Here is an 18,836-nt window from a genome sequence, read left to right as displayed (position 1 = left end):
GTGACATGGACTTCATCCTTCCAACGAATGAAGTCTCCAGACACGCCGGGGCGGCTCACATCCGGCGTTGTCTTTGCGACGAGTGGACGCGTTGTGCCGCTCGTCCGCTCCCTGTCAGGTGCAGGCGGCCTCGCAGCGGCAAATGCGTCCACTCGTCGCAAAGACCACCGCAAGAAGTCGAGGTGGCTCAGACCATCGGTTCGCGCCAGCGGCCGGAGACGGAGAAGCGTTCGAGGGTGTCGAGGTAGGGGGCGATGTCGATGCCGCGGGAGCGGAGCCAGCCGTCGTCGTAGTAGCTGTCGGCGTAGCGCTCGCCGCCGTCGCAGAGCAGGGTGACGATGCTGCCGGAGGCGCCCGTGCGGCGCATTTCGGCCGCGAGGCGCAGGGCTCCCCAGATGTTCGTACCGGTCGAGCCGCCGACATGCCGGCCGGTCACCCGGGAGCAGTAGCGCATCGCGGCGATCGAGGCGGCGTCCGGCACGGTGATCATCCGGTCGACCACGCCGAGCACGAACGACGGTTCCACCCGGGGGCGGCCGATGCCCTCGATCTGGGAGGGCCGACCGGTCGCGAAGTCGGGATCACCGTGCTCGAAGGCCGGGAAGAAGGCGGAGTTCTCCGGGTCCACCACGGCCACGTTCGTACTGTGCCGCTGGTAGCGCACGTAGCGCCCGATGGTGGCCGACGTACCACCGGTGCCGGCGCCGACCACGATCCACGCGGGGACCGGGTGCCGTTCCAGGCTCAGCTGCTCGAAGATCGACTCGGCGATGTTGTTGTTACCGCGCCAGTCGGTGGCCCGCTCGGCGTACGTGAACTGGTCCATGTAGTGGCCGCCGGTCTCCTCGGCCAGCCGCTTGGCCTCGCCGTAGATCTGCCCGGACCGCTCCACGAAGTGGCACCGGCCACCGTGAAACTCGATCAGCTCGACCTTCTCCTTGCTGGTCGAGGCGGGCATCACCGCGATGAACGGCAGGTCCAGCAACCGGGCGAAGTACGCCTCGCTGACCGCCGTCGACCCGCTCGACGCCTCGATCACCGTGGTGCCCTCGCGGATCCAGCCGTTGCACAAGGCGTACAGGAACAGCGACCGGGCCAGCCGGTGCTTCAGTGAGCCGGTGGGATGCACCGACTCGTCCTTCAGATACAGGTCGACCCCCATGGCCGGTGGCATCGGGAAGACGTGCAGGTGCGTGTCCGCACTGCGGTTGGCGTCCGCCTCGACCCGCCGGATGGCCTCCGATACCCAAGCCCGGTCCGCCTCGTTCCGGCGGTCCACCTCCCGGCATCGAGCCGCCGCCTGCCCCCGTTCGAATACCTCACTCATGGGGTCAGGCTAGTGCCGATCGCCGGTTGTCGCAGGTCCTAGTAGACCGTCGTGGCTAGAACTCGAGTGCTGGCGGTGTCCAGGTGGGTGCATCGCAAGGCGGAGGGGAAGCCTCGATGTTTTTCCATCGTGGCTTTTCCTCCAACGCCGCGAGGTGCCCGCCTGGGCGCCGCCAGTGCCGAGTTCTAGCCGCGACGGTCTACTGGGCTGAACGACCACCGTGAACCGTCCGCCGCTTAGGGTGCCGGTACCGACTCGAGGGGGACGACCCAGATGACCGAGAACGCCGAGCGCCCGACCCGGCCCCGGGTGACGCTGACCGATATCAGCTCCCGCGCCTGGGAACATCCCGCCGACCGGGGTGCCCTGGTCGCGCTGCGCCAGCTGAAGGGCTTCGATTACGTCCTGCGTAAGCTGTCCGGCCTGGTCAACGAACGGGCCTTCCGGCTGCAGTTCCTCGGCTCGGCGATCCGGGTGGACGAGCGGCAGTTCCCGCGCGTCCACACCCTCTACACCGAGGCCGGTACGACGCTCGACGTGCGCGAACTGCCCGAGCTGTACGTCACCAACAGCCCGCTGTGGAACGCGGTCACGATCGGCATGGACAAGCCGTTCATCGTGGTCAACAGCGCCCTGATCAAAGGCCTGGACGAGGAAGAACTGCGCTTCGTCCTCGCGCACGAACTCGGTCACGCGCAGAGCGGGCATGCGCTCTACCAGACGCTGCTGCTCTGGCTGATGCGTTTGACCGGCGCCGTGAACTGGATGCCGATCGGTGCACTCGGTATTCGCGCGATCATCGCCGCCCTGCACGAGTGGTCCCGCAAGGCCGAACTCTCGGGCGACCGCGCCGGCCTCCTCGCCGTACAGGACCCGGCCGTGGCGCTGCGGGTGCAGATGAAGCTGGCCAGCGGCGGGCAGCTCGAAGAGCTCGACACGACCGCGTTCCTGGCCCAGGGCACGGAGTACGAGAGCTCGGGCGATCTGCGCGACAGCGTGCTCAAGCTGCTACTACTCGAGGCCCAGACCCACCCGCTCGCCGTGATCCGCGCGCACGAACTGCGCCGCTGGGTGGACGAAGGCGAGTACACGGCCATCGTGTCCGGCAACTACCCCAAGCGCCAGGACGACAAGAACGCCTCGATGTCCCAGGAGGCGAAGAACGCGGCCAAGTCCTACAGCGACGCCTTCAACCGCTCGCAGGATCCGCTGATGAAGCTCGTCCGCGACCTCAACGAAGGCCTCGGCGGCGTCAAGGACTGGGTCTCCTCCAAGTTCACACCCCCACGCGGCTAACCCCTTCTCCCGCGAGTCATGCACCACTCTGGCGTGCGGCCCGTTCCGGACTGAAAGTTGGTGGGGTGGCAGCGGACTTCGTATCACTGTGGTTCGTTTTGGGGCGGTCCGCGAGTGGTCGCGTCAGCGCGCGTGGGGGCTGGCGGATTGTGGTGCCGCTACCCGGTTGCAGCCGGGTAGCCGGTCCAAGACCCGGTAGCGGGCCCCCGGAAAGCCGGTAGCGGAGCTGAAACCGGGTAGGCCGCATTGAAGCCTGCCAGGCAGGTCCGGGAAAGCCGCGCGGTGGGCGGGTGTGCGGGCGGCCGAGTGGCTTGTGCGAGTGGCCGCGTGTGCACACCGCTGCCGGGCTGGTCTGGTGCCGACGGCAGGTTCTTTTTGGTGAGTCCGCTCGACATTTTCAGGACCGAAGAAACGTCCAGTGGACTCACCAAGCGCTTCCATCAGGCTCATCGTGCGGCGCGATGCTCCGCAGCCAAGGGCACGTCCCCACCGACGGCAGTCCATCGTGTCCTCGCAGGGGAAGTCGTGTCCTAGCAGGGGTGATCGTGTCCTCGCAGGTGTTATCACCCGTGCGAGGACACGATTGCGGGTGCTCGGCTCCCACAACCTGTCCACAGTGGTAGGCGTGAGCCCCTTTCCCTCCCGCGAGTTGACGCGTGTGCACGCGTCCACTAGCGGCAAAGGGGAGGCCGGAACGTGCAGCGGGACCCGATCTGCCCCCAGATCGGGTCCCGCTTATTTCTTCCTCCCGCCCGGAGGAAGTTCTTTGGGATCAGCCCACGTGCACGGCGGGCTTGCCGTCGCCGGCGAGCTCCTTGTGCCGGACCGACAGACCGAACAGGGTGACCGCGGCGGCCGACAGCATGATCGCCGCCGACACCAGGAACGCCCGGGTGAATCCGTACGTCGTGGCGATGCCGCCGAGCTGCATCTTCAGTGCCTCCAACTGCTCCGGCGTGGCACCGTTCGCAGCGGCCTTCTGCAGCTCAGGGCCGAGTTCGGCCGACTTGCTGTTGATGGCATTGGTGGAGACCGTGCCGAGCAGGGCCAGGCCGATGGCGCCACCGATCTGCTGGACCGTGTTCAGTACGGCCGAGCCGACGCCCTGGTCCTCGTTCGCCACCCCATGTACGGCGGTGAGCGTGAGCGGTACGAAGATGAAGCCCATACCCATCGAGAGCAGCAGGATGAACGGCAGCAGGTGGGTCGCGTAGCTCGAGCCGACCTCGAGCTGGCTGAAGCCGAACATACCGATCGCGGCGAGCCCGGCACCGAAACCGGCGATCCAGCGCGGGTCCATCCGGGCGATCAGCACCGAACCGACCTGCGCGGCGAACACGATGCCGACGCTGAACGGCAGGAACGCGAACCCGGTCTTGAGGGGGCTGTACCCCAGGATCGCCTGGATGTAGATGCCCAGGAAGTAGAACATCGAGAACATCGCCGCGCCGACGACCAGCATCACGAAGAAGCTGACGCCCCGGGTGCGGTGGGCCAGGATCCGGAACGGCATCAGCGCGTGCCGCGAGTTGGCCTCGATCACCAGGAAGATCGCGAGCATCGCAACACCGGCACCGATGAAGAACAGGGTCCAGAAGTCGCTCCAGCCGTCCTCGGCGGCGTGCGTCAGGCCGTACACCAGCGAGGTCAGACCCAGCGTGCCGAACAGCGCGCCCGGCACATCGAACTTGCCGGTCTGGCGCGGCGACTCGACCAGATAGCGAACGGCGAGCACCGCCACGATCAGGCCGATCGGGGTGTTGATGAAGAAGGTCCAGCGCCAGCTCGCCTCGGTCAGCGCGCCACCGAGGATCAGGCCGACGGCGGCACCCGCGCCGGACATCGCGGCGTACACGGCCATCGCGCGGTTGCGCTCCTTGCCGGCCGGGAAGGTGGTGGTGATCAGGGCCAGCGCGTTCGGCGCGGCGGCGGCGGCACCGACACCCTGCAGGATGCGGCTCAGCAGCAAGATGCCCTCGCCCTGCGCGATACCTCCGATGAAGGATGCCGCGCCGAACAGCACGACGCCGAACATGAACACCTTGCGGCGTCCGATGATGTCACCGATCCGGCCGCCGAGCAGCAGCAGACCGCCGAAGGCGAGGGCGTACGCGTTCACGACCCAGGGCAGGGTGGCGTTGGTGATCTCGAGTTCACGCTGCAGGTGCGGCAGGGCGATGTTCACGATCGTGCCATCCAGCACGACCATCAGCTGCGCCATGCTGATCAGCGCGAGTGCGATACCGAGGTGGCGCGGACCGGTGCCGGTACCGGCGCCGTCCGCCACCCCGGGCCGCTCCGGCACTGGAGCCGTGGCGGTGTTGTCCGACATGCTGATAGTTCCCCTCACTTACGTACTGAATGGTTTGGTCTCGCCTGCCGGCCCCTCAGCCGGCTCAGGACTCCCGCGACCCCCGCGTCGCGGGCAAAATCAAGTTGTCGATCACGCGCCGGATCATCGAGTCGTCCGGCTGATTGCCCAGCACGAACGCGTTGTAGATCATCAGCGCGGGCAATGCCTGGCAGAGCAGTTCGACATCCACGCCGGCCGCGATCTCGCCGCGGTCCATCGCCCGGGTGTAGACCTCGTTCACCGCGCTGATGCGTGGTGTCAGGAAGATCTTGTGGAACGCCGCCTGCAGGTCGTCGTCGCGGTGCAGCGCCGTCATCAGCCCGGCCATCACCGACATCGGCATCTCGTCGGTGAATCCCCCATCACCGCAAGACATCTCCAGCAGGTCACCACGCAGCGAACCGGTGTCGGCCGAGGTGGGCTGGCAGTCCTTCGCCCGGCTGATCGCGTCCACGACCAGCTCGGCCTTGGTCGACCAGCGCCGGTACAGCGTCGCCTTGCTGGCCTTCGCCGCACTCGCCACCGCGTCCATCGTGAGCCGGTCGTAGCCGAGCTCGGCCAGCACCATCACCGTCGCCTGGAGGATCTCCTCCTCACGATCGCCTTCGACCCTCGGCCGCTGGCGGGTGGCGTTGCCGGACTCGCTGTTACTCATGGCTCCCTTTGTGCTGCCACTTTCGCCGGGTGCGACTCCGGCGGTGATGGTGACGCTTTGTGACCGACCGATCGCAATAGAACGAAACTGTTTCGTACTATGTAGACACAGTACGAGCCGCCTCCGCCCAACCGCAAACGGTTTTCCAAAGCTGCCAAGTGAATCGAATCACAAGCACTCACCCGCAGTCACGGGATTTTCCCGAACTTCTCCCCCGCGTCACCTCTGGGCAACGCAAAGATCCGCCCGTACGACGGAAGTCGCGCGGGCGGATCAGGGCGATACGTATGCCGGGTGGCCGGCGTCAGTCTTCGGCGCGGCGGGATTCCTCGATCCGGGTGGAGATGCGGGTGGCCTTCTGCTCGATCGTGCTGGCGAGCCGTTCGCGCTGGGCGCGGAGCACGAAGATCGAGGCGATCGAGGTGATCAGCAGGGCCAGCAGCAGGATCGGGAACAGGCCGAGCGCGTTGCGCAGGATCAGCCAGAGCACACCGAAGGCGGCGGCGAAGAGCAGGGCGCGGAGCGCGGTGTAGATGACGAAGTTCTTCATGAGCTCAGATCCCGGCGTAGGAGTGCAGACCCGAAACGAGCAGGTTCACGCCGACGAAGTTGAAGATGAAAACGAACCAGCCGACGATCGCGATGATCGCGGCCCGGCGGCCACGCCAGCCGGCGGTCGCGCGCGCGTGCAGGTAGGCCGCGTAGACGACCCAGGTCACCAGCGACCAGACCTCCTTGGGGTCCCAGCCCCAGTAGCGGCCCCAGGCGTACTCCGCCCAGATCGGGCCGGCCACCAGTACGCCGAAGGTCCACAGCGGGAACGAGAACGCCAGCACCTTGTAGGCCACACCGTCGATCGCGTCCGACCCAGGCAGCCGGCGCATCGCCCCGGACATCTGAACGCCGTCAACCGCCTTGCGCTCGGCACGGGCCTTGAGCAGGTACAGCACGGATGCCACCGCACCGATCGTGAAGGCGCCTCCGGACATCGCGGCTGCCGATACGTGGATGACGAGCCAGTACGAGTGCAGGGCCGGTACGAGCGGGCCTGCCGGGGTGTAGAGGGCCAGCACCGCCAGACCGAGTACCGAGCCGATGATCAGGGTGACGCCGAGTCCGAGCCACTGCAGCCGGTAGCGCCGGACCAGAGCCAGGTACACGATGGCGACGGCCAGGGACGACGTGATGGCGAACTCGTACATGTTGCCCCAGGGGGCACGCTCCGCAGCCAGTCCACGCGTCAGTACGCCCGTGAAATGCAGCAGGAACGCCAGGAACGTCAGGAGCAGCCCGATCCGGCTAGCGGCCGCCGCCTTCGGGCCAAGCTCGCCGCTGGCCTTGACCGCGCTGGAGCCACTGGAACCCACCGAGCCGCGCGAGTCACCCGAGCCCGCTCCGATTCCCGCACCCGAGACGTACCCCGAGGAGGCCGTCGTACCAACAGAGACCAGGTCCTTCGTCTCCGCTGCGGGCTGGACCGTACGGCTGCCGGCCCATTCGATCGTGTGCGACACCAGGGCCAACGCGTAGACGACCGTGGCCGTCGGGATGACCAGGTTGGAGACGTTCGCGAGGGTCTCCGCGTTCATGGCTTCTCCTGCTTGTTCGGATCCGGGCTGACGGGCTGAGACGGCGATGGAGCTGGTGGAGCGGGTGCGGCTGCGTCGGGGGTGACCGGCCGCAGGGCCTTGGCGATCGCGTCGATCTCGTCGCCGAGCCCACGCTCGGGCCCGCGGTCCAGACCGGCGACCTCGACCACGGTACGCCCGTCGGTCTCCAGCACCCGAATCCAGGTCCGGCGGGGGTGAATGAACAGCGAGGCCATCAGTCCGGCGATCGCGAGCAGGATGCCGGCCAGCGCCAGGTTGAGCCCGGGGGTGTGGCTGACCTGCAGTTTCACCCAGCGGCTGTACGACTCGAAGGTGATCGAGCCCTGCTTGTCCGGCAAGGCGATGCTCTCGCCCGGCTTGAGCTGGAACCGCAGCTTGTCACCCTTGCCGTCGTCGAACTGGGTCAGCTTCGACTTGTCCAGCTGGTAGACCGACTCGGGCCGCCCGTCCTCGACCGCGGGCCGTCCGTAGTACGCCGTGAGCACCAGCGCCGGGTTGAGGTCGTCGGGGAACACCGAGATCGGGCCGCGCTGGTCGATCACCGCGGTGGGCAGGAAGTACCCCTCGAAACCGAGCTGGTACGGTCGCGCGTCCGGGGCCTTGACCACGCCGAACGACGAGAAGTTGCCGTCCTGTGGCAGGAACGGCGACGGCCCGGCGAAGGCCTCTTCGCCCAAGCCGTCGCGAACCGTCACGCGCGGGGCGTAACCGTGGCCGATCAGGTGAACGCTGGTGCCGTCGATCTTGAGCGGATGGTTCACGCGCAGGTCGTACGACTTCTCCGGCGAGTCCGGCGTCGCCTGGTAGGTGACCGGAGCGTTGAACTCACGCGCGGCGCCTCGCTGCGGCCCGGAGGTCTCGAACTTCGCCCGGAAGTCGTTGACCTGCACCGTGAACGGCGGCAGGTCATCGGAGTTGAAGGCCCGGCCCGGTACGAAGTCGTCGTACTGCGCGATGGAGTTGGCGAAGCTGTCGCCGACCACAACCAGCACAGTGCCGCGGTACCCGAACAGCGATCCCCAGGCCACCCCGATTAGCACTGCGATGAGCGAGAAGTGGAAGACCAGGTTGCCCGCCTCGCGCAGGTAACCACGCTCGCCCGAGACGGCACCGTCGTACCGCTCGACCCGGAAGCGGCGCGACTTCAGCGCGGCGGCAGCGGCCTCGAGCACCTCCGGCGCGGACCCGGCCACCTCGACCTGCTGGTACCCCTGCAGGCGGTTCAAGTTGCGCGGCGGCTTCGGCGGCCGGCCCTTCAACGCCTTCAGGTAAACGGAAAGCCGCGGGACCACGCACCCGATCAGCGAGATGAACAGCAGCAGGTAGATCGCCGAGAACCAGGCCGACTTGTAGACATCGAACAACCCGAGCTTGTCGTACCAGGGCGCGAGCGAGGGATGCGCCTCGTAGAAGTCCGACACCTTGAGCGGGTCGATGCCCACCTGCGGAATGAGTGAACCCGGCACTGCGCCAAGCGCCAGCAGGAACAACAGGATCAGCGCCGTCTTCATCGACGTGAGCTGCCGCCACGCCCAGCGGGCCATGCCGAGCGCGCCGATCGCGGGCGCGCCCTCGACCTCGGGCGGCGGAGAAGTCTTCAAATCAGTCAAGGTCAGACCGCCGTTCCGAAGTTGCTGACCCAGACCTGGAGGTCACCGGTGATGGAATCCCATACGCCGGTCACCAGCAAGATGCCGACGGCAACGAGCATCAGCCCGCCGGCCCGCATCACCCAGACTTGGTGCCGCCGGACCCAGGCGATCGCGCCGAGCATGCGGCGGAAGGCCAGCGCCGCGACGATGAAGGGAATACCGAGGCCCAGGCTGAACACCAGCGCGAGTACCGCGCCGCGCGTGCTGCTGCCCTCGGTCAGGGACAAGGTGAGTACGGCGCCCAGGGTCGGGCCCATACAAGGGGTCCAGCCGAAGCCGAAAAGCACACCCAGCAAGGGCGCGGCCGCGATCCCGACACCCGGCACCTTGTGCACCCGGACGTCGCGCTGGAAGATCCCGAACAAGCCCAGGAAGACCAGACCGAGCACGATCGTGACGCCACCGAGGACGCGGGTGATGACCGTGCGATGGTCGATCAATGCGTCGCCGACCACGCCGAAAACGACCCCGGTCAGAATGAAGACGGCCGAGAACCCGAGCACGAACAGGCTCGAGCCCGCCAGCATGCGGCTGCGGCGGCCGGTGTCCAGCTCGGCGGCGGACAGCCCCGTAACGTACGACAGATAGCCCGGCAGCAACGGCACCACGCACGGCGAGAAGAACGACACCAGGCCGGCCAGCATCGCGATCGGCAGTGCCAGCAACATCGAACCGCTCAGTACGGAGTCGGCGAACCAATCACCCACTGGTGCGGGCCTTTTCGACCATGTCCATCAGGCTGGCCACGCTGATCTCGCCCAGCACCCGGACCGCGACCTTGCCCTCGGCATCGATCACCAAGGTGGTGGGAATCGAGTTCGGCGAGATCAGTCCGCGGAACCGCAGCAGCAGCTTGCCGTCGGAGTCGTACACGCTCGGGAACGTGATGCCGTAGGCCTGCACGAACTTCCGCGCCGGTACCGGGTTCTTGTCGCGGGTGTTGATGCCCACGAAGGCGACCGAGTCGCCCAGCTTCTTCGAGGCCTCGTTGAGCAGCGGGGCCTCGCGCCGGCACGGCTTGCACCACGAACCCCAGACGTTCAGTACGACGACCTTGCCGCGGTAGTCGGACAGCGTCAGCTTTTTGCCGTCGAGCGTCTGCCCGGTCAGTTCCGGCACGGGCTTTCGCGGCGACAGCACCGACACCACACCGCTGCCCGAGACGAACCCGGTCTGGCCCTGCCGATCGCGATTGGCGTCCGCGCCGCTATCGCAGGCGGTCAGGGCGAGCAGCAGAGCAACAACGAGCAGGGCGGTGCGGCGCACGATCAGGCTCCCCCGGTGAACTTCTTCGCGTCCTTGACCGGCAGCAGGTCCTTGGCCGGTTCGGCGTATCCCACCGAGACGATCGAGTCGCCGTGGAAGGTGAACGAGGTCAGGCTGGCCAGGCTGCACTGCCGTTTGCGCGGATCGTGCAGCATCCGGCGGCCCTCGACCGCGCTGCGCACGACCCAGATCGGCAGCTGGTGCGACACGATCAGCGCCTCGTGCCCGGCGGCCTTCTCGCGCGCGGTCTCGATCGCGTCGCGCATCCGGCGGACGAGCTGCACGTACGGCTCGCCCCAGGACGGCTTCCACGGGTTGCGCAGCAGCCACCAGGCACTCGGCTGGCGCAACGCCCCGTCGCCGACGCCGAACTTCTTGCCCTCGAACAGGTTGGCCGCCTCGATCACCCGCTCGTCGATGTCCGGCGTCAGCCCGAACGTCTTCGCGATCGGCTCCATCGTCTCCTGGGCCCGCTCCAGCGGCGAGGTGACCAGATGCACGATGTCGCGGCCGGCCACGTGCTCGGCGACCCGCTCGGCCATCTTCCGGCCCAGCTCGGACAGGTGGTAGTCGGGGATCCGGCCATAGAGCACGCCGTGCGGGTTGTGCACCTCGCCGTGACGCATCAGGTGCACGACCGTCGTTTCGGTCACCGCTGTGGATCCCTTCTAGTTCTCTACGGCCGCGGCCGCGCGGGCTGCCCCGGGCAGGGCGGCCTCGATCTCGGCCAGCGCGTCGTCGTCCAGCGCCGCGCTCACGAACCACGCCTCGTAGGCGCTCGGCGGCAGGTAGACGCCGGCGTCCAGCATCGCATGGAAGAAGGCAGCGAATCGGGGCAGCACCTGGGCATTGGCCCCGGCGAAGTCCCTGATCGTCGCTTCGTTCGTCGTGTTGTCCACGAAGAAGACGCTGAAGAGGTTCCCGGCGGCCTGAATGAGGTACGGCACACCCTCCTTCTCCAGCGCCGTCGCGACCATCCGCTGCAACGTGAGCGAGGTCTCGTCCAGTTTGGCGTAGACCTCGTCGGTGGCAAGCCGCAGCGTGGTCAGACCAGCCGTCGTCGCGACCGGGTTCCCGGACAGAGTGCCCGCCTGGTAGACCGAGCCCTCCGGGGCCAGGTGCGCCATCAGGTCGGCCCGGCCGCCGAACGCCGCGGCCGGGAAGCCGCCGCCCATCACCTTGCCGAACGTCATCAGGTCCGGAACGACGCCGTCGATGCCGTAGTAGCCCGAGCGGGTGATGCGGAAGCCGGTCATCACCTCGTCGGAGATGAACAGCGCGCCGTTCGCCCGGCAGGTGTCGGCCAGGAAGCCGTTGAAGTTGTCGAGCGGCGGTACGACGCCCATGTTGCCGGGCGACGCTTCGGTGATCACGGCCGCGATCTGGTCGCCGTACGTCGCGAACGCCTCGGTCACCGCGGCGGGATCGTTGTACGGCAGGACGATCGTGTCCGCGGTGGTGGCCGCGGTCACGCCGGGCGTTCCGGGCAGCCCCAGGGTGACAACACCCGAGCCCGCCTGCGCCAGGAGCGCGTCCACGTGGCCGTGGTAGCAGCCGGCGAACTTGATGATCTTGGCCCGGCCGGTAACGCCGCGGGCCAGCCGCAAGGCCGACATCGTGGCCTCGGTACCGGACGAGACCAGGCGCACCTTGTCGACCGGCGTCCGCGCGACGATCTCCTCGGCCAGCTCGACCTCGGGCTCGGTAGGCGTGCCGTACGACGTACCGCGGCTGACCGCCGCCTGCACGGCCGCGATCACCTCGGGATGCGCGTGGCCGAGCAGCATCGGGCCCCAGGACGCGACGAGGTCGACGTAGCGATTACCGTCCGCGTCGGTAATGTGAGATCCGTCACCCTGGGTCATGAACCTGGGAGTGCCGCCGACCGCGCGGAAGGCGCGGACCGGGGAGTTCACCCCGCCTGGCGTGACCGCTGAGGCGCGGGCGAACAACTCTTCGGACCGATGCGGGCGTGCACGTTCGTCAGACACGGGCGCCATTCTCCCCGACAGACCAGTGCGCCCGGTGGGCGGGGAACCGATTCGGTCTTCCCAGCGCCGTTGTTACGCGCCAGTATGGAAACCGGTGATCGTGTGTATCGCCCTGATGCCGTCGGCGTAACCCCTGCCGAGGTCGGCCGTTAGTGCAGATACGACGCTCATCAAGTGTCCGCAGCCGGGCCACGTGGCCGGCGAACCACGGAGGGATTCTCGATGGCGAAGGGCACCAGCCGCGCCACGACCAGAAACTGGGCGCAGGTGGCACCGCTCATTCCGCTCGCTCTGTTCGCGAGCGCCTTCACCGTGTCGGCAACCGACGACCCAGCCATCGCCAGTGCCTCGCTGCAGTCCGGCGGCCACGGCGAGCCAGTGGTCGTACCGGCGAAGCCCTTCGCGGATCCGGCGAACTATCCGATCCCCGGCGGTATCGGCAACGGCGTCGACCCGAACGAGCAGCCGACGCAGGTCGTCTCCGGCCTGTCCCGCAACGGAATCCCCCAGGCCGCACTGAAGGCCTACTCCCGCGCCCAGCAGGTGATGTCGACCGCGGACGCCTCTTGCCAGCTCCCGTGGACCCTGGTGGCCGCGATCGGCCGCGTCGAGTCCAACCACGGCCGCCACGGCGGTAACGCGCTGAACGGTCAGGGCCTCGCGGTGCCCGGCATCTTCGGTCCCCGCCTGGACGGGATGAGCACGGCCCGGATCACCGACACCGACGGCGGCCGGCTCGACGGCGACCAGCTGTTCGATCGCGCGGTCGGCCCGATGCAGTTCATTCCCGGCACCTGGAAGCTGATGGGTGTCGACGGCGACGGCGACGGCACGAAGAACCCGCAGGACATCGACGACGCGGCCATGTCGACCGCGGTCTACCTCTGCTCGGGCAAGGTCACCCTGACCAAGGCGGGCGATCTCAACGCCGCCCTGCTGCGCTACAACCACTCCCAGGCCTACGTCGACCTCGTCATCAGCATCGCCAAGGCGTATGCCGGTGGCAGCTGGGTCGCGGTGGACAACAGCACCCGCGAGGGCGACGGCGTGGATCGCGCCGGTGACGAGCTCGACCGGGTCGACATCGATCCGCCGGTCGAGCAGTGGGACAAGGCGATCGTCAGTCCGACCCCGCCGGTGATCACGACCGGCACCAAGCCGCCGTCGACCCGGCCCACCACCACGCCGACCCGCACCATCACCAAGCCCTCGACCCGGCCGACGAGCAGTGCGACGCCGACGCCGAAGCCGACGACTCCCCGGCCGACAACGACCTCCCCGACCAAGCGGCCCACCACACCGCAGGTCACACCGAAGCCGCCGACGATTCCCGGCGCCGCGGTGATCCAGACCGCCGCCGGCACCATCGTCGGTACGGTCGGCAGCACGGTGGCCGAAGTGACCAACGCCGCCAACTACTGCCAGGCCGAGATGGCCAAGGTCACCATCAAGAACCCGACCCAAGAGCAGTTGCAGAAGTGCGTGACGGCCTTCCAGACCGGCGGCACCAAAGCCGTCGACCAGGCCATTCGCAACCTGCTCTCGCTGCTCGGCCTCCTGGGCGTTCTCGGCGGAGGAATCCTCGGGAACTGACCCCTTGTACTGGCGCGCCTGCCCCCACCCCTCCCAGTTGGCGCGCCTCTGGCGACGCCACGGAGCACCTCCCCCCAGCTTCGTGGCGTCGCCCATTCTCTTTACTTTGCAGCCCTCCCCCGGCGTGTCATCGGACCCTCGTGACCAGGCATGTCGCCGTTCATCGGACGCTTGTGACCAGGCGTGTCGCCGTTCATCGGACTCTTGTGGCCGTGTCACTGGGGAGGTGGCGGGCGACGATCTTGAGCAGGGTCGCGTGGGTTTCGGCGTCGGCGGCGGCGATGACGCCGAGCCCGGTGTGCAACGGGCGACCGCGCAGATCCGTGACAACACAGCCCGCCGCGGCGCAGAGCGCGAGACCCGCCGTGAAGTGCACGCTGTCGCGGAGATTGCCATCGGTCACGTACGCCGCCCGCCGGCCCGCCGCCACCCAAGCAACCGGCAGCGTCGTCGATAGGACGCGCAGCGCGAAGGCGGCCCGGAGCTCGGCATCAGCCAGCAACCGCGTACCGAGGAACTCGCCATCCCTGATCGGGTCCAGGTTGACGTCCACCAGACGCGACTCCGCCGACGCCGTCATCGGGTAATTCGTGCCCTCGCGCCGTACTCCCCTGCTCTGGCCATCCGTCCAGAAGATCTCGCCGGAAACCGGATCGGCCATCGCGGCAGCGACGGTCTCGCCCTCGGACTGCAGAGCCACGTTGACCGAGAAGAGTGGAGTCTGGGCCGCGAAGTTGAGCGTGCCGCACAGCGGATCCACCAGCCAGCGCCTCCGCGAATCCGCATCACCCTGGGCGCCGTACTCCTCACCAACAAACGCATCCGTCGGCCGGGCCTCGCGGATTACGGCCAGGATCGCCTGCTCCGCTTCGAGATCCGCGTCCGTCGCGAAGTCCGTCGCCGACTTCGCGTGCCGCCCGATCGACGTGCCGTACTTCGCCCGTACGACCGCGCTCCCGGCCTCGACCGCCGCGATCGCCACCTCAACATCCGCTCCACGCTGCTGCTCATCCATGACGGCATTCTGGGTGTACCGCGACACGCCTGGCCACGGGGCCCGCTGAGCGGGTTACCAGGCGTGTCGCGGGGATCAGGAGAGGTGGTAGGCCCGGGTGATGTGCTGGGTGACGGAGTTGCCGAGGAGGTCGGTGGCGGTGACGCGGAGGTCGGCGGCCTTGGCGTTGGCCGGGGCGGCCGGGAGGCGCGAGCCGATCACCTTGGTCCACGTCTTACCGCCGTCGTGGGAAACCTCCACCACCGTGCGGAACAGGCCTGGCCCGGTGGCGCCCGGCTGGTAGGAGGCGCGTACGTCGAGACGCGTGCCACCCTTGGCCGGGACCCGGTTCTGGGCGTCGGTCTGCAGCCGGTAGTCGACCTGGACCAGCGGCAGGACCACTCGAGCCCTGGTGGAATGGCCCGAGCGGAATCGCCACTTCGTCCGTGTCGCGGTGGAGGTTGTCGCCCAGGTGTCGGGCGCGCGCTTCACCGCCAGGTCGAGCTCGTACCACCCGGTGGACGGGGCCACCGCGAACTGCGCGACGGACCAGTTCGCCGTACCGATTTCACGCCCGTCCCGCCGTAGCACCAACGTCGTACTGTCACCGCGCTGGTCGCTCCACCCGTAGACCGTGCGATCGCCGTTCACGTGTTGCGGGATCGCCACCCGGATCGCGTCCTCGAACCGCGCCGCGGGCAGGCCGTCCGCCTCGGCACCACCGACGGCCGGGATGGCCGGGCGCGCGATCGCGTCCCACCAGGTACGGCGTACCTGCTCGTAGGGGCGATAGACCCGGGGTACGGCGTACTCGTGGCCGGACTCGCTCCACCTTCCCGCGGAGGTCTTTTCGGTCCACTCGGTCCGGTTCGTGGTCAGGTAGTCCGTGCGCTCGACCGGTGCCATCACCGCGCGGCTCGACGGGAAGCCCACGCCGATCCCGGACAGGAAGGCCGTGCGGGTTTCCGCGTGCAACTCCTGCCATCCCTCGTGCTGGTGGAAGGCCGTACGGATCGCCGCCGTCGCGAGGCGCCCGGCGTCGTACCGCAATGGGCCGTTCACCCGGTCGTTGCTCAAGGCAAGGTCATAGCGGTACGTCGATTCGGCGACTCCCGTCAGCTGGAGAGTCGCGCCCCGCAAGGCCTTCAACCTGAGGCCTTCCGCCTGACGCAAGGCGTACACCGGGATCGGCGCGACGCCGCCGTCTCCCCAGAAGCCGGGCTCGTTCTTGTACATCAAGACGGCCTTCGCACCGGCCTTGGCGACGGCCTCGACCTGGGCGATGGTGTCGTTGTAGTCGCGCCAGCGAACGAGCGCGACCTTGCCCTTGGCGTCGATCTTCGCCAGTTCGGCGGCCGAGGCATCTCCGGCGTCAACGAGAGCGAGGCGTTCGCTGCCGACGTACCGCTTGTCGAATCCGGACTGGTCGGGCGTCAGCAGCCGGAATCCGCCGGTGCCGAGCACATCCACGGTCAGCTGCGGCTCGGCCAGATCCCAGCGCTGCGTGACCTGGAACGCGCCCGTACGAACCCGGTCGAACCGCTGGACGTAAACCTCGGACGTGATCCGGGGGCTCATCGACCATCCGGACAAGGCCGTGCGAGCGCCGACGGCGCGATGCCAGGCCAGCACGAATCCCTCCGGATCAGCGCGACGCGGGGTGGCGATGGAGACGCGTTCGGTTTGTCGCGCGTCGAAGTGCAGGCGCATCGACTTCGACACCCAGACGTCGGGCTGGCCCATCAAGGCGATCGACTTGTCCCAGCCGGCATCGTCGCGGGTCATCACAAAGGCCATCACCGCATATCGTCCGGTCGGCACCTGGAGCGTACGGCTGCCCGTTTCGTCGAAGGCGATCGTCTGCACGCGGCCCGTGGCGGTGTTCCAGAGCTGTACGCCGCTGACGGCCTGCGCGGGGCGGCCGAGCCGATCCGTACCGCTCACGGTGAGATCGTGCAGCTTGCCTGCGGCAACAAACCCGATGGCGGTACGGATCTTGCCGCCAGCAACCAATACACCGGCGTAGTTGCCCGCGGAGGTCTTGGCCTGATCCAGCCGGACCACCGCCTTGCCAACGGCGCCGGGCTTGATCGTGAGCCGGTTCGGCGAAACGGAGACGGCGGCCTTCACTCCGCTCGGCGAGGCTACGTCGAGCCGGAGGTCGAGGTGAACCGTGCTGCGCGAGGTGTTGCGGTAGGCGATCGTCCTGGTCAGATGGTCGGCGTCGAACGACAGCGCGGCCTGATCCGGAAGGACTCGCGGGTCGAGCGCCGCGGCGAGGTCGATCCGGCCCGTGCCCTGTCCGGTGACCGACACGTTCCTGGACGGCTTGGCCGTTCCGGCGAGCACCGCCTTGAGCTGCGCGCCGGTCCAGTCCGGGTGGTGCTGCGCGAGGATGGCGGCGGCTCCCGCGACGTGCGGCGTCGCCATCGACGTACCGCTCATGGCGGTGTAGTACTGCCCGACGTCGTGGCCGAGGTTGGTTCCGGCGGCGCGTCCGGCCACGATGTCGACGCCCGGCGCCGTGACCTCGGGCTTGATCGCGCCATCGATCAGCCGGGGACCACGGCTGGAGAAGCCGGCCAGCTTGTCATCGCGATCGACCGCGCCAACGGCCAGCGCGGACGTCGCGGCGGCGGGCGAACTGACGGTTTCCTCGGCTCCGGAGTTGCCCGCGGCAATCACGAACAGCGCACCGGTCCGGGCGGACAGCTGGTTGACCGTTTCGCTCATCGGGTCGGTGCCGTCCGAGGGCATGCTGCCGAGACTGATGCTGACCACTTTGGCGCCTTGGGCAACAGCCCATTCCATCCCGGCGATGATCCAGGAGTCGTAGCCGCTCCCCCAGTTGTCGAGCACCTTGCCGACCACCAGGTTCGCGCCCGGCGCGACGCCCTTGCGACGGCCGCCAGACGCCTGGCCCGTCCCCGCAACGGTGGTCGCGACGTGCGTGCCATGGCCTTGGCCGTCCCGAACGGTCTCATCGGGGACGAAGCTCTTCGAGGCGGAGACCTTGCCCTTCAGATCGGGATGCGTCGGGTCGTACCCGGTGTCGAGTACGGCCACCTTCACGCCCTTGCCGTCGTACCCCTTGCGCCACGCGGTCGGCGCGCCGATCTGCGCCGTACTGCGGTCGAGCAAAGCCTTGACCTTACCGTCGAGCCACACCTTGCCGGTACCGCTGCTGAGCGTACGAACGGAGTTCAGGGAGTTCCAGAATTCGCGGGCCCGGGACTTTTCGGTGCTGACGGCAACCATCGAGCCGAGCGAGAACCGCTTGGTGGTTGCCATCGGCATCGGGCCGGACAGCAACAACGGCAACACCTTCGTACTGGCGTCGTCGTAGCCCTGGGCAACCAGTTCACTGAGGTTGAACAATCGCTCGTCGAGGCGCTTCGCGGTCAGATAGGGGTACGCCGCGGCCGGAACCAGGTGGACGTCCCCGTCGTACTCGCCGAGATAGTACGGCGCCTTCGGATCGAGCAGGCGGGCGCCGCGCTTGCCGCCCGGGAAGATCGTCAACTCGGCAACATCGCCGGTGATCAGCGTGACGCGCTTGCTGACGGCTCCGGGCGTCGGCCGGCCGCCGGAGGTGCCGGTGGTTCCGGTGCCGGATCCAGCACCGGAACCACCGGCCGAGATGGCCGCCGCCCCAGCCGTTCTCGGTCCGGACAGCACCCTGGTGAACGACGCTGTCACGCTGCCGTTCGCCTTGGGGTCCGCCACCGGCTGCCGTGAGGCGCCTACCGCCGCTGCGGCCGTCGCGCTCGCCGGGGGGATGGCGAGCGTAACGGCCAGGACGGAAGCGAGCAGACCGGTGGCGAGGCGAGGCAGACGCACGGGAGCACCTTTCGATGCCCCGACGGACGCGAGGCCATCGCTCCCGAGACTGTCAGTTGCCCAGGGCCACGGTCCACGATCACGGCTGGCCTACTCTCGCCATGGCCGGATCCAGCCAGCCGAGGCCGGTTTCCCCGACCCCGGCGGGCATTTCGGTTGGGTCCGCCCTGCGAGTTTTTCGCTTTTCTTACCTGCGTTGGCCCACGCGGGCCGCGGCCGACGGCCGGGGTTCGGCCAGTCGCCGGGCTGCGGCCGGCGG

14 protein-coding genes are annotated in these 18,836 nt (G+C 68.2%); 2 read left to right on the top strand and 12 right to left on the bottom strand.

The window, feature by feature from the left end:
* Window positions 1-187 precede the first annotated feature (187 nt).
* Window positions 188-1,327 carry an L-cysteine desulfhydrase Cds1 gene (gene cds1, locus ACFFGN_RS35095; protein ID WP_380057254.1) on the bottom strand — a complete coding sequence of 380 codons (1,140 nt, stop codon included), beginning with the start codon at window positions 1,325-1,327 and terminating at the stop codon, window positions 188-190.
* A 273-nt stretch (window positions 1,328-1,600) separates the two neighbouring features.
* Here cds1 and ACFFGN_RS35090 point away from each other — a divergent pair, with 273 nt between their 5' ends.
* On the top strand, window positions 1,601-2,623 hold the full coding sequence (locus tag ACFFGN_RS35090; RefSeq protein ID WP_380057251.1) for a M48 family metallopeptidase: 1,023 nt from the start codon (window positions 1,601-1,603) through the stop codon (window positions 2,621-2,623).
* 772 nt (window positions 2,624-3,395) lie between these two features.
* On the opposite strand, the gene ACFFGN_RS35085 is transcribed toward ACFFGN_RS35090, so the two are convergent.
* The 9 genes from ACFFGN_RS35085 to hemL form a co-directional block, all read right to left on the bottom strand.
* On the bottom strand, window positions 3,396-4,955 hold the full coding sequence (locus ACFFGN_RS35085) for an MFS transporter (RefSeq protein WP_380057249.1): 1,560 nt from the start codon (window positions 4,953-4,955) through the stop codon (window positions 3,396-3,398).
* Window positions 4,956-5,019: 64 nt separating this feature from the next.
* Window positions 5,020-5,631, bottom strand: coding sequence for a TetR/AcrR family transcriptional regulator (locus ACFFGN_RS35080; RefSeq protein WP_380057246.1), 612 nt, complete (start codon window positions 5,629-5,631; stop codon window positions 5,020-5,022).
* Between the two features lie 304 nt (window positions 5,632-5,935).
* Window positions 5,936-6,181 carry a DUF4229 domain-containing protein gene (locus ACFFGN_RS35075; RefSeq protein WP_380057243.1) on the bottom strand — a complete coding sequence of 82 codons (246 nt, stop codon included), beginning with the start codon at window positions 6,179-6,181 and terminating at the stop codon, window positions 5,936-5,938.
* Between the two features lie 4 nt (window positions 6,182-6,185).
* The gene (gene ccsB / locus ACFFGN_RS35070; RefSeq protein ID WP_380057241.1) at window positions 6,186-7,220 is read right to left on the bottom strand and encodes a c-type cytochrome biogenesis protein CcsB; all 1,035 of its coding nucleotides are present in this window, start codon (window positions 7,218-7,220) and stop codon (window positions 6,186-6,188) included.
* Complete coding sequence (gene resB / locus ACFFGN_RS35065) at window positions 7,217-8,842, bottom strand: cytochrome c biogenesis protein ResB (RefSeq protein WP_380057239.1); 1,626 nt, start codon at window positions 8,840-8,842, stop codon at window positions 7,217-7,219. The genes ccsB and resB overlap by 4 nt, the downstream gene beginning before the upstream one ends.
* Before the next feature lie 11 nt (window positions 8,843-8,853).
* On the bottom strand, window positions 8,854-9,561 hold the full coding sequence (locus ACFFGN_RS35060) for a cytochrome c biogenesis CcdA family protein (protein ID WP_380057260.1): 708 nt from the start codon (window positions 9,559-9,561) through the stop codon (window positions 8,854-8,856).
* A gap of 31 nt (window positions 9,562-9,592) precedes the next feature.
* Complete coding sequence (locus ACFFGN_RS35055) at window positions 9,593-10,159, bottom strand: TlpA family protein disulfide reductase (protein WP_380057236.1); 567 nt, start codon at window positions 10,157-10,159, stop codon at window positions 9,593-9,595.
* 2 nt (window positions 10,160-10,161) lie between these two features.
* Window positions 10,162-10,785, bottom strand: a complete 624-nt coding sequence (locus ACFFGN_RS35050) for a histidine phosphatase family protein (RefSeq protein WP_380057257.1) — start codon at window positions 10,783-10,785, stop codon at window positions 10,162-10,164.
* 42 nt (window positions 10,786-10,827) lie between these two features.
* Window positions 10,828-12,159 carry a glutamate-1-semialdehyde 2,1-aminomutase gene (hemL, locus tag ACFFGN_RS35045; RefSeq protein ID WP_380057233.1) on the bottom strand — a complete coding sequence of 444 codons (1,332 nt, stop codon included), beginning with the start codon at window positions 12,157-12,159 and terminating at the stop codon, window positions 10,828-10,830.
* A gap of 213 nt (window positions 12,160-12,372) precedes the next feature.
* Between hemL and ACFFGN_RS35040 the strand changes: the two genes are divergently transcribed.
* The gene (locus ACFFGN_RS35040) at window positions 12,373-13,743 is read left to right on the top strand and encodes a lytic transglycosylase domain-containing protein (protein ID WP_380057231.1); all 1,371 of its coding nucleotides are present in this window, start codon (window positions 12,373-12,375) and stop codon (window positions 13,741-13,743) included.
* Window positions 13,744-13,936: 193 nt separating this feature from the next.
* Here the strand turns inward: ACFFGN_RS35040 and ACFFGN_RS35035 are convergent, their stop codons facing one another.
* A complete protein-coding gene (locus tag ACFFGN_RS35035) occupies window positions 13,937-14,758 on the bottom strand; it encodes an inositol monophosphatase family protein (protein ID WP_380057229.1) in 822 nt (273 codons plus the stop codon).
* Window positions 14,759-14,833: 75 nt separating this feature from the next.
* Entirely contained in the window at window positions 14,834-18,577 is a 3,744-nt protein-coding gene (locus tag ACFFGN_RS35030) for a S8 family serine peptidase (RefSeq protein WP_380057227.1), read from the bottom strand.
* Window positions 18,578-18,836 lie beyond the last annotated feature (259 nt).

This window comes from Kribbella deserti (assembly GCF_042434725.1).
Taxonomy (GTDB): domain Bacteria; phylum Actinomycetota; class Actinomycetes; order Propionibacteriales; family Kribbellaceae; genus Kribbella; species Kribbella deserti.
Note: the sequence above shows the minus strand (reverse complement) of the source record. Positions and strands in the feature narration are given on the sequence as shown.

Excerpts from the sequence above, each read along its gene's own strand:
- ccsB (WP_380057241.1), bottom strand. The coding sequence starts at position 7,220 with ATGAACGCGGAGACCCTCGCGAACGTCTCCAACCTGGTCATCCCGACG.
- ACFFGN_RS35090 (WP_380057251.1), top strand. The coding sequence starts at position 1,601 with ATGACCGAGAACGCCGAGCGCCCGACCCGGCCCCGGGTGACGCTGACC.
- hemL (WP_380057233.1), bottom strand. The coding sequence starts at position 12,159 with ATGGCGCCCGTGTCTGACGAACGTGCACGCCCGCATCGGTCCGAAGAG.
- ACFFGN_RS35050 (WP_380057257.1), bottom strand. The coding sequence starts at position 10,785 with ATGCGTCACGGCGAGGTGCACAACCCGCACGGCGTGCTCTATGGCCGG.
- cds1 (WP_380057254.1), bottom strand. The coding sequence starts at position 1,327 with ATGAGTGAGGTATTCGAACGGGGGCAGGCGGCGGCTCGATGCCGGGAG.
- ACFFGN_RS35060 (WP_380057260.1), bottom strand. The coding sequence starts at position 9,561 with ATGTTGCTGGCACTGCCGATCGCGATGCTGGCCGGCCTGGTGTCGTTC.
- ACFFGN_RS35035 (WP_380057229.1), bottom strand. The coding sequence starts at position 14,758 with ATGGATGAGCAGCAGCGTGGAGCGGATGTTGAGGTGGCGATCGCGGCG.
- ACFFGN_RS35085 (WP_380057249.1), bottom strand. The coding sequence starts at position 4,955 with ATGTCGGACAACACCGCCACGGCTCCAGTGCCGGAGCGGCCCGGGGTG.
- ACFFGN_RS35080 (WP_380057246.1), bottom strand. The coding sequence starts at position 5,631 with ATGAGTAACAGCGAGTCCGGCAACGCCACCCGCCAGCGGCCGAGGGTC.
- ACFFGN_RS35075 (WP_380057243.1), bottom strand. The coding sequence starts at position 6,181 with ATGAAGAACTTCGTCATCTACACCGCGCTCCGCGCCCTGCTCTTCGCC.
- ACFFGN_RS35040 (WP_380057231.1), top strand. The coding sequence starts at position 12,373 with ATGGCGAAGGGCACCAGCCGCGCCACGACCAGAAACTGGGCGCAGGTG.